At 44.8% G+C, this 14,262-nt stretch carries 10 protein-coding genes and 1 tRNA gene; 2 read left to right on the top strand and 9 right to left on the bottom strand.

The annotated features are described in order from the left end of the window. Window positions 1-159 precede the first annotated feature (159 nt). Window positions 160-777 carry a hypothetical protein gene (locus tag AC2CG4_RS08255; protein WP_062061873.1) on the top strand — a complete coding sequence of 206 codons (618 nt, stop codon included), beginning with the start codon at window positions 160-162 and terminating at the stop codon, window positions 775-777. Between the two features lie 14 nt (window positions 778-791). Then, the gene (locus AC2CG4_RS08250) at window positions 792-1,757 is read left to right on the top strand and encodes a GGDEF domain-containing protein (RefSeq protein WP_484485799.1); all 966 of its coding nucleotides are present in this window, start codon (window positions 792-794) and stop codon (window positions 1,755-1,757) included. 54 nt (window positions 1,758-1,811) lie between these two features. Here AC2CG4_RS08250 and AC2CG4_RS08245 read toward each other — a convergent pair whose 3' ends face one another. The 9 genes from AC2CG4_RS08245 to topA form a co-directional block, all read right to left on the bottom strand. Next, on the bottom strand, window positions 1,812-3,683 hold the full coding sequence (locus tag AC2CG4_RS08245) for a SurA N-terminal domain-containing protein (RefSeq protein WP_484485798.1): 1,872 nt from the start codon (window positions 3,681-3,683) through the stop codon (window positions 1,812-1,814). A 194-nt stretch (window positions 3,684-3,877) separates the two neighbouring features. Then, the gene (locus AC2CG4_RS08240; RefSeq protein ID WP_039914522.1) at window positions 3,878-4,150 is read right to left on the bottom strand and encodes an HU family DNA-binding protein; all 273 of its coding nucleotides are present in this window, start codon (window positions 4,148-4,150) and stop codon (window positions 3,878-3,880) included. Window positions 4,151-4,365: 215 nt separating this feature from the next. After that, window positions 4,366-6,786 carry an endopeptidase La gene (gene lon / locus AC2CG4_RS08235; protein ID WP_484485797.1) on the bottom strand — a complete coding sequence of 807 codons (2,421 nt, stop codon included), beginning with the start codon at window positions 6,784-6,786 and terminating at the stop codon, window positions 4,366-4,368. 156 nt (window positions 6,787-6,942) lie between these two features. Continuing rightward, window positions 6,943-8,241 (bottom strand): ATP-dependent Clp protease ATP-binding subunit ClpX, encoded by a 1,299-nt coding sequence (clpX, locus tag AC2CG4_RS08230; RefSeq protein ID WP_062061884.1) that lies wholly within the window; start codon window positions 8,239-8,241, stop codon window positions 6,943-6,945. A 135-nt stretch (window positions 8,242-8,376) separates the two neighbouring features. Continuing rightward, the gene (clpP, locus tag AC2CG4_RS08225) at window positions 8,377-9,000 is read right to left on the bottom strand and encodes an ATP-dependent Clp endopeptidase proteolytic subunit ClpP (RefSeq protein ID WP_484485796.1); all 624 of its coding nucleotides are present in this window, start codon (window positions 8,998-9,000) and stop codon (window positions 8,377-8,379) included. Window positions 9,001-9,191: 191 nt separating this feature from the next. Further along, on the bottom strand, window positions 9,192-10,505 hold the full coding sequence (tig, locus tag AC2CG4_RS08220) for a trigger factor (protein WP_484485795.1): 1,314 nt from the start codon (window positions 10,503-10,505) through the stop codon (window positions 9,192-9,194). Between the two features lie 74 nt (window positions 10,506-10,579). Then, a tRNA-Leu gene (locus tag AC2CG4_RS08215) sits at window positions 10,580-10,664 on the bottom strand. Between the two features lie 154 nt (window positions 10,665-10,818). Further along, window positions 10,819-11,352, bottom strand: coding sequence for a DUF6586 family protein (locus AC2CG4_RS08210; protein WP_484485794.1), 534 nt, complete (start codon window positions 11,350-11,352; stop codon window positions 10,819-10,821). Between the two features lie 66 nt (window positions 11,353-11,418). Further along, window positions 11,419-14,040 (bottom strand): type I DNA topoisomerase, encoded by a 2,622-nt coding sequence (topA, locus tag AC2CG4_RS08205; protein WP_484485793.1) that lies wholly within the window; start codon window positions 14,038-14,040, stop codon window positions 11,419-11,421. Between the last annotated feature and the right edge of the window lie 222 nt (window positions 14,041-14,262).

The following is a 14,262-nucleotide window of genomic DNA, read 5'->3' as shown; positions in this document are numbered from 1 at the left end:
TTAAATACTTAAGTAATCTAGACTGTCTCCATATTCAGATCCAAAGCCAGCTCTTACCATTAACTGCTCCAGGATAGATGATCTTTCCCTACAAAATCATAGATTGCTGCTAAGCTTGAGTTAAATACACCTCGAACTGACCATAACAAGATCTGAACTATGCGAGATTATTTGCTCACCGAAGATCAACGCGATTGCCTTCAGGAAATCACCAATGTTGCTATGGGGCAAGCCGGCTCCCATCTGGCTCGCCTGCTAGATGTTTTTGTGGTTTTATCTATCCCACATGTAAGTGTGCTTAATCCAACCGACATTGCCATGGCACTACAGTCACTGAACCGTGAAAGCCGTAATGACATTGTGCACGGAGTATGCCAAGGGTTCATTGGCGGAGGTATTGCCGGAGAAGCGATGTTGATTTTTCATGAGACGGATTTTGACGACCTTGCCAAGCTACTCAAATATGAGCGAGTAACCGATGAACAGGCTCAGTATGAACTATTGATGGATACCGCAAATGTCTTGAATGGCGCATGTTTGAGAGGGCTGGCTGAGCAGCTAGATACGCATTTCAGCTTCGGCCCGCCCATGCTACTGGGCCAACACTGCAACATCACCGACCTACTACAAAACAATAATATGAAGTGGAAACAGGCGCTGGTCGTTGAGATCAACTACTCTATTGAGAACCACAAAATTAACTGTGATCTATTATTAGTAGTAGCAGAACATTCAATTTTCGGTCTGACTGAAAAACTTAACTACCTACTCGATTAAGTTGAACCATAGCGATGGCAATTAGCGAAGATCTCAGTAAAATTTTTAGCGATGTCCACTGGCAAATGGACATACTACAGCATATTGATGTCGGCCTTGTGGTAATGAGCCCAGACTACACAATTGAAGTCTGGAATAGCTTTATGCAAAACCACAGCGGCAAGGCTCCGGAAGATGTACTTAACAAAAGTATATTCACCGTTTTCCCTGAATTATCAGAACAATGGTTTAGACACAAATCCCAATCTGTTTTTATTTTGCAGAATACTGCTTTTACCACTTGGGAGCAGCGCCCTTATCTATTTCGTTTTCCCCATTATCGCCCCATTACGGGCACTGCCGAACACATGTATCAGAACAGCACAATCATTCCTTTGGTTGATACCAAGGGAGATGTGGGGCATATCTGTTTGGTTATTTACGATGTGACCGATTCCGCTGTTCATAAAATTGCACAACAACAAGCCAACAAACAATTGCAAAACCTTAGTCGCACCGATCACCTGACCGGACTTTTTAACCGCGGCTATTGGGAACTTCGCTTAATTCAAGAGTTCAAGCGCTATGACCGCTATGAGCAGCCATCAAGCCTAATCATGCTCGATATAGATCACTTCAAAAAAATTAACGACAAGTATGGTCACACCATTGGGGATGAGGCAATAAGAGGAGTCAGTCGAGCAATCAAAGAGCAGGTGCGGGATTTGGACATTGCCGGTCGCTATGGTGGCGAAGAATTTGGAATTGTACTCACCAATACCAACGGTGATGGAGCCTGTGTTTTCGCAGAGCGTTTACGTAACGCAATTGAAAAATTAACAATCTACACAGAAGGACATGAAATCAATTTTACTGTTAGCCTAGGCATAGCAGAGTTAACCGATAAAATTCATGACCACCGAAATTGGATTGAAAAAGCAGACCAAGCACTTTATAAGTCCAAAGAAGGTGGCAGAAATCAGTGCACAATGCTTCTTTAATTAAGATCCGCACCATAATAAAAAGGCTCCTTTACGGAGCCTTTTTGCTTTCTATTATTCTTGAACTATGTCTGCTGCATCTTTTAAGAATTTCTGATAGCTGGAAAAATCATTCCTCCCATAGATGCTACTCAATTGACTGGTAATTGCTGTTTTTTGCTCTGGGGTTATTTTGTCCTCCCCCCCGAGATTAACGTCCTCCACCACAATAACAGCTAAGTCTCCTGCTGCAGTTGCAACACTACTCAACGATGGCGAAGTAGCCGTAGGTTTATTCATAGCGAATGCATGACGCAGCACCTCTGAATCAACGTCAGAGCTGTTGCGAGTCGCTGCAGTAATTTGTTTAAGCTCAACCCCTGCTGCGTCAGTTAATTCGGAAAAACTAACACCTGATTTCAAGTCAGCAATTAATTTATTTGCCTGTTCCTCAAGCAACTTTTTGGCCTTTTGGTCCTTTAACACATTAGTAATTTGCTCTTGAACATTTTCAAAAGACTTAACTTGACTAGGTTTATAATCAGTTTTCTTGAGCACAATCACGTTGCTTGAGTCGATCTCGATAACGTCACTGCTATTACCTTCTTTAAGTACTTCGGCAGAAAAAGCCGCTTCAACCACCTTGGCATTAGCCATCAAGCCAACACCTTTACTGCGCTCGAAAAGACCTGAATTTACCGCATTAAGCTCCAAAGCCTGCGCGACATCTTGCAAACTTTCAGCATTATAAGATTCGTCACGCAAGTTTTCTAATTTGGCGACAAATATATTCTCCGCCTCAGCGCGTTTTAATTGATCTTCTATACTAGCTTTTTGCTCTTCAAATGATGGCGGCTCCGCTCCCTTCTCAGCAAGCAGCTTAATGAAATGTGTACCCGCGTCGGTTTTAACTACTCCAGACACCTCACCCACTTTTAATGCAGCAAGCGCAGCTTCAAACTCAACAGGAAACGCATCACCTTTTGTGAAACCAAGATCACCGCCCTGCTCTTTACTACCTAAGTCATCAGAGAGCTCCCTGGCTACCGCGGCAAAATCTTCGCCAGCAGCAAGCTTATCTGAAATGGTTTTAACTTTATCCTGATTATCACCCTCTATCAGAATATGGGCCGCTTGGCGTTCAGGCGCAGCTACAAAAGACGCTTGATTTTGTTCAAACTGTTTCCGCACCTGCTCTTCAGTAACGGAAATATTTTTCATTAAATCGTTAACACTAAGGTTGATGTAATCCACAGCAACCTGCTCTTCACTGGTAAACATCTGCTGATTAGCATCGTAATAGCCCTTTAGCTCAGACTCATCAAGCTGAATGGATTCGCGCACTTTTGTTATCGGCAAAATAGCATACTTGAGATCACGTGATTGAAAGCTCAACGCAATCACATCATCTAATTGAGCTGGCGTAGTGAAAGCTGACGCACTTATACCGGCTTGTAGCTGATTAATTACAATCTCGTCGGATAAAATTTTGGTATAGGTGCTATGTGTATAACCCATATTGCGTAAAGCTTGCTGATAGCGATTATTATCAAAAGCACCCACTTCATTTTTAAACTGAGGCGCACCGGCAATTTGCTCACTCAAATAGGCATTACCAACTGCCATACCTGAATTTTTTGCCGCTTGTGATAAGACCATGCGCTGTATCAGATTCTCAATCGCTGGCTTACGCAAATATTCATCAGATAGAAACTCTGCAGGAATCTGATCACCATAAGTATTCAGCATTTGCTGTTTTTGCAAACTAATAGTCCTAGCCACTTCCATCTCTGTAACTGTCTCTCCATTTACTTTGGCGGCTTGATTCGCCGAGGCATCCCAGTTAAATAGCGCCTCAACGCCCGTAAGGGCAAAAATGATCACCAAAAAGCCAATCAATATAAAAGAGATCACGCCTCTGGAATTGTCTCTGAGGTGTTGTAACATTTTTAACTCCTAGCAGGATAAAGATGCCTTGCGCAGATAGACCACACAAACGGACAACTAGATACTTAATTATTCGATGTTTGAATAAGGCGCTTGGCCTAGTTTATAAAAGACACGCAGTATTAAAAAAAAAGCGCACCTAGATGCGCCTTTAATGCTTCACAATTTCAGATGTATATCTGAATAAGCACCTATTAATTAACAGCATCTTTCAATGCTTTGCCTGGCTTGAATCCAGGAACTTTAGCGGCAGCAATTTTAATCTCTGCACCAGTCTGAGGATTGCGACCAGTACGAGCAGCTCTTTCTTTAACTGCAAATGTACCAAAACCCACAAGAACCACAGAGTCACCATTTTTAAGGGCACCAGTGATACTTTCAACGACTGCATCTAAGGCACGTCCGGCTGCAGCTTTAGGAATATCCGCAGATGCGGCAATGGCTTCAATCAGTTCAGTTTTGTTCACACTTAACCCCTTTTGATTATTTGTTTCTAAAAGCACAGCGCAAATTAATGTCGCTATTAATCTGCATTATCTGTGCAGCAAATGAATTGCGATTTATACCAACAGAGCAACAGGGGGTCAAGGAAAGCTTACAGCTTTACACAAAACCCCGCAGAATCTGCTCATAAAACAAGCAGCAAAACCCATACATTGAACAAGATCACACTCGCGCACCTTTAGTGGGTACTCAGGCGATTATCACTTTCAGTGGTCTTTTGTGCGGCTTTCTCCAACGCCCGGTATTCTTCATCACTCAGTGGCTTAGGACTGGATTGCAATGCAATTGCCAAAACCTCATCGATCCATTTAACAGGCTTAACTATGAGATCAGCCTTAATGTTATCGGGAATCTCTTTTAAGTCTCGTTCATTTTCCGCAGGAATAATCACAGTTTTAATCCCACCCCGGTGAGCAGCCAAAAGCTTTTCTTTCAACCCGCCAATACGTAAAACTTCACCGCGCAGAGTGATCTCCCCAGTCATGGCAACATCTGCTCGCACCGGTATGTTTGTCTGTACAGATACCAATGCAGTGCACATAGCAATCCCGGCACTCGGACCGTCTTTAGGTGTAGCTCCTTCAGGAACATGAATATGGATATCCACTTTTTCATGATGATCAGGAGCTATGCCCAACGCCTGACTGCGAGAGCGAACTACAGTCAAAGCAGCTTGGATAGACTCCTGCATTACATCACCCAATGAACCAGTTTTTATAATTCGCCCCTTGCCTACAACAGCAGTAGCCTCAATGGTCAGCAATTCGCCGCCGACCTGAGTCCAAGCAAGCCCGGTTACTTGACCAATCTGGTCTTTACTTTCCGCTTTACCAAAATCGAATTTGCGAACACCCAGCAAACTTTCTAACACGGTAGCATCAATTAAATCGGCACTAGCCTTTTTGCCTTTAACATGACGAGTCACTACTTTGCGACAAATTTTTGCAATTTCTCGCTCAAGCCCTCTTACCCCGGCCTCCCGCGTGTAATAACGAATAATATCGCGAATAGCATCGGGACCTATATTGATTTCCGAATCCTTCAGTCCGTTCGCTTTCATTTGCTTTGGTATTAAATAACGCAAAGCAATATTTAATTTTTCGTCTTCGGTATAACCTGGAATACGAATAACTTCCATGCGATCCAGTAACGGACCAGGAATATTCATTGAGTTTGATGTACAAACAAACATTACATCTGACAAATCATAGTCAACTTCGAGATAATGATCACTGAAGTGACTATTTTGTTCTGGATCCAACACTTCTAGCAGCGCCGATGCCGGATCACCGCGATTATCCATACCCATCTTGTCAATTTCATCTAACAAAAAGAGAGGATTCCTTACACCTACTTTCGCCATTTTTTGGATAAGTTTTCCGGGCAAAGAGCCGATATAAGTTCTTCTATGGCCGCGTATTTCAGCTTCATCGCGCACACCGCCCAGAGCCATGCGAACAAACTCACGATTAGTTGCACGGGCGATGGATTCGCCAAGCGATGTTTTACCCACACCAGGAGGCCCCACCAAGCATAAAATAGGACCTTTTACTTTTTTAACGCGTTGTTGCACAGCCAAATATTCAAGAATCCGCTCTTTCACTTCCTCAAGCCCGAAGTGATCTTTATTCAGTACTTCTTCAGCACGAGCAAGATCGTGACGCACCTTACTTTTTTTGCTCCAAGGTACTTTAATCATCCAGTCGATATACGCGCGCAGAACAGATGCCTCGGCCGACATTGGCGACATCATTTTTAATTTATTTAATTCTGCTCTTGTTTTTTCTGCTGCATCTTTTGGCATTGACGCGGCGGCAATTTTCTTTTCCAGCTCGTCAGCTTCACTAACTTCTTCACCTAATTCGCCCAGCTCTTTTTGAATCGCTTTGATTTGCTCATTCAAATAATACTCGCGCTGACTTTTTTCCATTTGTTTTTTAACGCGGCCGCGAATTTTCTTTTCAACATGAAATAAATCAACTTCCGCGTCCATAAGATCTAAAAGATGCTCTATGCGGGCATGAATATCCGCCATCTCCAAGATGGATTGTTTTTTGGGCAGATCAAGCGACATGTGCGCAGCTATAGTGTCAGCCAAGCGTCCGGGCTCATCGATACCAGAGAGTGAAGTAATAACTTCAACCGGCACTTTTTTGCTGAGATTTACATACTGCTCAAACTGACCAATTGCAGATGCAATCAGTGCGCGCGCCTCAGCCCCCTCAATCGGACTACAAGGTATGACATCCACCGTTGCCCTGAAGAATCCATCTGCCTCTTCGATAGACTCGATGCTGGCCCTTTCGCGCCCTTCGATTAACACCTTAACAGTGCCATCAGGAAGTTTCAGCAATTGCAGAATAGAAGCGATTGTACCTATGCTGTATAGATCCTCAGCCTGGGGCTCGTCTTGCTGTGGATTTTTTTGAGCCACCAATAGAACTTGTTTATCGCTAGCCATGGCGCGCTCGAGCGCCTCAATCGACTTGCCACGACCAACAAATAATGGAGTAACCATATGCGGATAAACGACCACATCACGCAATGGAAGCAAGGGGATTTCAGTTATATGGGATTCGTGTAGAGTTTCAGCGACCATTGGTTCCTCTCTATTTCAAAAAGGCAACAAACACCTTGCCATAAAAACAAGATTGGGGTCTAAAACCGGGAATTACAAGTTATTGAAGCACAAAAACCAAAAAGAGCGCCTATGTGCGCCCTTTTTGCTCATGATGATTAATAGTTGACCGCACAATTAATCTTCTGCAGCTGCCTTTGCAGGTTTATCGTTGTTTTCATAAACCAATAAAGGCTCGGCTTCACCTTTAATAACAGACTCATCAACAACGACCTTAACTACATTTTCTTCGGATGGAATCTTATACATGGTGTCAAGAAGGACCGACTCCATAATAGATCTCAAGCCACGAGCACCCGTTTTACGTTCCAACGCACGCTCCGCAACAGCATCCAATGCATCACTACGAAAATCAATTTGTACGCCTTCCATCTCAAATAACCGACCATACTGTTTGGTCAGCGCATTACGCGGCTCGGTCAGAATTTGTATTAGAGCCGCTTTATCCAGCTCATCCAATGTCGCTATTACAGGTAAGCGACCTACGAACTCTGGAATAAGCCCATAACGAACAAGATCTTCTGGCTCTAAATCTTGCAGTGTCTGGCCAAAGTTCCGCTTCTCATCTTTACTTTTTACTTCTGCACTAAATCCAATACCGCCTTTTTCGGATCGGTCGCGGATAACTTTGTCCAGGCCAGCAAAAGCTCCACCGCAAATGAACAAAATATTTGAAGTATCTACCTGCAAAAACTCTTGTTGCGGATGCTTGCGCCCACCCTGAGGCGGTACAGAGGCAACAGTACCTTCTATAAGCTTCAGCAGCGCTTGCTGCACACCTTCGCCTGAAACATCACGAGTAATTGAAGGGTTGTCTGATTTGCGAGAAATTTTGTCAATTTCGTCAATGTAGACAATGCCTTGCTGTGCTTTTTCTACATCGTAATCACATTTTTGCAGTAATTTTTGGATGATATTCTCAACATCCTCACCAACATAACCCGCTTCAGTAAGCGTAGTTGCATCTGCAATTGTGAAAGGCACATCAAGCAATCGAGCCAAGGTCTCTGCCAGCAATGTCTTACCACTACCTGTTGGGCCAACTAACAAAATGTTACTTTTACCTAGCTCAATCGTTTCTTTATCTTTACCTGCTTTCCCGGCAAAACGAAGACGTTTGTAATGGTTGTACACAGCCACAGCCAATACTTTTTTCGCTCGTTTTTGACCAATGACATACTGGTCAAGAATTGCCGATATCTCATGCGGCTTTGGAAGTTTTTCGGAAGCACCTTCAGCAGCGCTTTCCTGAATTTCTTCACGAATAATATCGTTGCAAAGGTCAACGCACTCATCGCAAATAAAAACCGATGGACCCGCAATTAACTTGCGGACTTCATGCTGACTTTTACCGCAGAAAGAGCAATACAGCAACTTTCCGTTTTTATCGCCTGCGTCACTGGTGTGATCGGTCATTGAACCCACTCCATCTAAATTTCTATATCAATTGTCAGTTTAAAAGATCAAATTCAAGCTGCTCAAAAGTGAATTGTCACTGGGTCAAGCTTGCGATGCTGATCTGAGTTCGGTTTTACTCTGACAAACAAACAATTATTGAGCTGGCTGTATACGTTTATCGATTACAGCATCAATCAAGCCATAATCTTTCGCCTGTTGAGCAGACATAAAGTTATCGCGCTCAGTGTCCACCTCTATTTTTTCAATAGGCTGACCTGAATGAAAGGCCATTAGCTCATTGAGGCGCGAGCGGATCTTCAATATTTCTTGCGCTTGAATGTGTATGTCAGATGCCTGCCCCTGTGCTCCGCCGCTTGGCTGGTGAATCATCACGCGAGAGTTGGGCAGGCAAAAGCGCTTGCCTTTAGCGCCCGCATTTAACAAAAATGCCCCCATGCTACATGCTTGACCTATGCACATGGTGCTCACATTTGGTTTTATAAACTGCATAGTGTCATAAATGGACATACCTGCAGTAACTGATCCGCCTGGTGAGTTAATGTACAGATGGATATCTTTATCCGGGTTTTCGGCTTCCAAAAATAAAAGTTGAGCTACGACTAAATTTGCCATGTAGTCCTCAACGGGACCAACAAGGAATATCACACGCTCTTTAAGCAAGCGTGAATATATATCAAATGATCTTTCGCCTCGTGCCGTTTGCTCGATAACAATCGGTACAAGGCCACTATTGATAGGAGATAACAGGGAGTTCATGTGTTGGTATGACATCGTGCGTTTTTGTCCTTAAGCGGGCTAATAGCGTCGCCAATGTTGAAAACTATGATTTTTTGACACTACAGAGCTTAACCCGTGATGGGATTATATGCCAGTCAAATGAGGTAATTTGGAAGGTATTCAGAGAGAGGGAAGCCGCAAAACAGGCGTTTTGCGGCTTTTTTAAACGATTAGCGCTGAGCGTTAGCCTTGATGATTTCATCGTAGCTAGTCTGTACTTCAGCGACTTTGGCTTGCGATAGGATATAGTCCACGACCTGATCTTCCAGCACTGCCGACTCCACCCCAGCCATCAACTCCTGATTGCCATTGTAGTACTCAACCACTTCTTTTGGCTCTTGATAAGTTGAGGCAATCTCTTCGATCATAGCTTTTACGCGTTTCGCTTCAGGCTTAAGCTTGGCAGACTTTACAATCTCGCCAACAATTAAACCCAAGGTTACACGACGAGCAGCCTCATCTTGGAACATGGTATCGGGAAGCAAGGATTTAACGTCAAAATTTTGTTGTTGTCCGCCAAAACGCTGCATCATTTGATTACGCAGCACCTGAATTTCATTGGCAACCAACGCTTTGGGCACATCAGTGGTGTGAGAGGCAATAAGAGCATCCATTACTTGGCCTTTTACTTTTGCTTTCAGCGCATTGGCCAACTCGCGATCCATGTTTGCTTTTACTTCTTTGCGGAATTGCTTCTCACCGCCTTTTTCTACGCCAAACTTCTGGAAAAACTCTTTCTTTAATTCTGGTAGTTGAGCTTCTGACACGCTATTGACGGTGATTGCAAAATCTACCGCAGCCCCTTTCAGTTCTTCTGCCTGATAATCTTCAGGGAATGTAACTGAAACAACCTTGTTCTCACCTGCTTTCAGACCAACAATACCTTCCTCGAAACCAGGAATCATTGATTTCGAGCCGAGCACTAAATTGTGATTGTCCGCTTTACCGCCGGCAAACTCGACACCATCTTTGGTGCCAACAAAATTGATATTAACCTGATCGCCATCAGCAGCTGCACGCTCTACAACAGACCACGTGGCCTGATGCTTGCGCAATACTTCAATCATATTATCGACATCAGTATCGGTCACTTCTGCTTTGAAGCTGGTGAGCTCGAATGCTGTAAGATCGCTCAATGCAACACTTGGATAAACTTCGAAGGTTGCAATGTATTCAAGATCTTTACCTACAGCCAACTGCTTTGGCTGAATGGATGGCTGGCCAGCAGGCTTTACATTTTCTTTTTGTACTGCAGCATAAAAAGAACGGCTAATTACATCACCCACAACTTCTTGACGAATGCCCGCACCAAAACGCTGTTTGACAACAGACATTGGCACCTTGCCCTTGCGGAAACCTTTGATGCTTACGTTGCGTGCCGCTTGCTTCAAGCGATTTTCAACTTCGTTTTCTACTTGCTCTGCGGGCACGCCAACGGTTAAGCGGCGCTCCAATCCAGAAGTCGTTTCGAGTGAAACCTGCATATATGCCTCGTGAAATAACTGAAAATCTGTTGCAGTTGATCAAGCACTCTGAAATACAGAATGCTGGGGGAATATGGTGCGGACGGAGAGACTCGAACTCTCACACCTTGCGGCGCCAGAACCTAAACCTGGTGTGTCTACCAATTTCACCACGTCCGCTTGGGTCGCCTTCATTACATAAACAAATGAAAGCACTGACTTAATGTTTCGCGCTCCAACCAATTGATTTTTAATGTTTTTTATAAAAATCAGCAGCCCTAGCGCGCGAAGGGTGCTGATTGTGCCACAGTCATTCTGCAGGTTCAACTTTTTATCAATACTCTGCGATCGTTTCGCGCTGACGCGTTACCAATGTACCGAAGCTTTCCAACCAAGAAGTTAACAACTCCACAGTTAAGTCAGGCAATTCTTGCCCCTGAGCTTCCGTCAACTCCACTAAGGCAATTAAATTTTCCTGTCCAAATGCTTTTTTCTCCCTGGGTTTTTCGGGAGATTTAAAAATATGATCGTGATACTGAGTCAGTTGACTTAACCATGAATCACTTAACTGGCTAAGCGCTAGCAATTCAGAAGACTCCGAAGAAACCTTATCGACCTGCTGCAGTGAAGAGATTAGATCCTGAATGGAGCGAATAACGGATGGCTTTTTTATTTGATGATGCTCGGCAAGCTCGCGCAGATAAAAATGCAGCGCCACTATCAGATGGAACACAACCGCATCGGCCAAGGCCTGCGATTCAAGTTTGCGCATGCCTTTTGGCTCACCAAGAGAGTTGTTTAATAGGCCGATGGTGGCCCCAGCAAACGCCAACTTTTGATTTACAAGTGAGAGGTGACTAATTGACATAATGCGCGACAGGTTTCAGAACAAGGTAGGGGCAGTAGCCATCAGCAAAGATGACTACTGCAGAACTTATTTTTGCACTTTCCATTTTCCGCCATCGTAAAACGCCTTCCAGCCCGTAGCCTTACCGTTTACTTCGGTTTGAACATACTGCTCTTTGGTTTTACGACTAAAGCGAATAATAGCCTTGTTGCCTTCAGGATCCTTTACCGGTGCAGACAACAAAAAGTGATACTTCGGATCTATTTGATCCTTATGGGGCAACAACTCCTCCACCAATGGCGCACGAGTTTCACGATTTTTAGGGAACTGGCTTGCGGCAAGGAACAAGCCGGCAGCACCATCTCGCAACACATAGTGATCATCCACTTTTTCACAGCGCAACTCTGGCATTACGATTGGGTCAACCTTTGGTGGGGCAGCCTCACCGCTCTTCAGTAGCTTACGCGTGTTTTTACATTCACTATTAGTGCAGCCAAAATACTTGCCAAAACGACCTGTTTTAAGCTGCATTTCGCTGCCGCACTTATCGCACTCAATAGTTGGGCCTTCGTAACCTTTAAGGCGATAGGTGCCCTGCTCCACCTCGTAACCGGGGCAATCAGGATTATTACCGCAAATATGTAACTTGCGACTTTCATCCACCAGATAGGAGTCCATCGCGGAGTTGCAAAGCTTGCAGCGATGCTTGGCGCGCAGCTGGCGCGATTCCGCTTCTTCATCCGCATCAGCCTCGATAGCCTCATCACCAGAAACCAGATTCATAGTGTTTTTGCAGCGCTCTTTTGGTGGCAACCCATAACCTGAGCAACCTAAAAAGACACCTGTACTGCCGGTACGGATTTGCATGTGGCGACCACACAGACTGCAGGCGATATCCGTATCGGTGGGATCATTCGCTCGCATGCCTTTAGCGCTGCTCGACGCCAAGGTCAGCTTTTTACTAAACCCAGCGTAAAACTCATCAAGCAATGAACGCCAGTTTTTTCCACCCTGAGCAACCACATCCAATGACTCTTCCATATTGGCGGTAAAGCCATAACTCATAAGGTCATCAAAGCTTTCAACCAGGCGTTCAGTCACTATATCGCCCATTTTTTCGGCATAAAACCGACGATTTTCCTGGCGCACATAACCGCGCTCTTGGATGGTAGAAATAATCGATGCATAAGTCGATGGGCGACCAATAGCACGCTTTTCGAGCTCCTTTACCAAACTGGCTTCGGTGTAACGTGCTGAAGGCTTGGTGAAATGTTGCTGCGGATTAAGTTTCACCAGCGGCAACACTTGGCCAACTTTCATATCTGGCAGCACCACATCTTCGTCTTTTTTGGCGACCTGCGGACTGACCTTGGTATAACCATCAAAACGGATTACACGGCCGCGAGTACGCAGCTCATAATCGCCAGCCGCCACCACCACACTGGTGCTAGTGTATTCTGCCGGCGTCATTTGGCAGGCAACAAATTGTTGCCAGATCAGACCATAAAGACGCTCCGCATCACGCTCCATACCACTTAATTGATTAGGTAATGCATCAACATTTGAGGGGCGAATCGCCTCATGCGCTTCCTGCGCACCGTCCTTACTGGAATAAAGGATGGGCGACTCAGGCAGGTAGCGTTTGCCGAAGTTTTCTAAAATATGTTCACGACAAGCTTCGACAGCCTCTTTGCTCAAGTTCGTCGAGTCCGTACGCATGTAGGTAATGTAACCCGCCTCATATAAGCGCTGAGCCATCATCATGGTTTTCTTAACCCCAAAACCTAAACGAGTGCTCGCGGCTTGCTGTAAGGTCGAGGTAATAAAAGGGGCTGAAGGTTTAGATTGTGTGGGCTTATCTTCGCGATTAATTACCTTATAAGCTGCACCTTGCAATGCATTAACCGCCGCCATCGTCTGAGCTTCATTGATTGGCTTAAAAGCCTCATCACCCTGCTTTTTCACTTCAAAGCTGGCAACTTGGCTTTTATCCGCCTGCAGATCAGCAAAAAGAGTCCAGTACTCTTCCGGGATGAAGGCGCGAATTTCGCGCTCTCGTTCAACCACCAGACGTACAGCTACAGACTGTACGCGCCCCGCTGACAGCCCCCGAGCGACCTTTTCCCACAATAATGGCGACACCATGTAACCCACAACGCGATCCAAAAAGCGACGCGCTTGCTGAGCATCAACACGATTCTGATCGATTGGCCCCGGCGTTTTAAATGCATTTTGAATCGCCGTTTTAGTGATTTCATTAAACACAACGCGGCGATAGCGGGATTCATCGCCACCAATTGCCTCGCGTAAGTGCCAAGCAATTGCTTCCCCCTCTCTATCCAAGTCGGTTGCGAGATAGACCATATCGGCCTTCTCGGCAAGCTTCTTCAGCTCATCCACAACTTTTTCTTTACCTGGAAGAATTTCGTATTGGGCTGCCCAACCGTTTTCCGGATCAATGCCCATGCGGTTAATAAGCTGACTTTTACTCTTGTTGGCTTGATAAATTGCTTTGTCTTCAGGTGACATTTTGCGTGTTGCAGCCGCTTGTTTAGCTCGCTCTTTGGCATCAACTGGCTTAGCTCCACCACTGGTTGGTAAATCGCGAATATGGCCAATACTGGACTTAACGATAAAATCGTCACCCAGATATTTATTGATAGTTTTTGCCTTGGCAGGCGACTCAACGATAACTAAGGATTTACCCATGGCAGTTAGAAATATCTCTATAAAAAGAAGGCAGTGAAAAGGGCCGGCAAATGCGCCAAACAATTACTTCATTGCCCCGAAGACGGGTTAAACTAGCAGTGAAGGTGCGCATATATAAGTCTTGAATCCCGAGGGGTCAAGCTATAATTTCCAGCATGTCTTATAGTCGAGCCTGAACAGATACGCAAAACTCTGCCTCAAACAGGATGTTTATTTACTTTA

The sequence above is a fragment of the Cellvibrio sp. ATLC23 genome, assembly GCF_057196725.1.
This window is presented reverse-complemented; position numbering and strand designations above follow the sequence as displayed.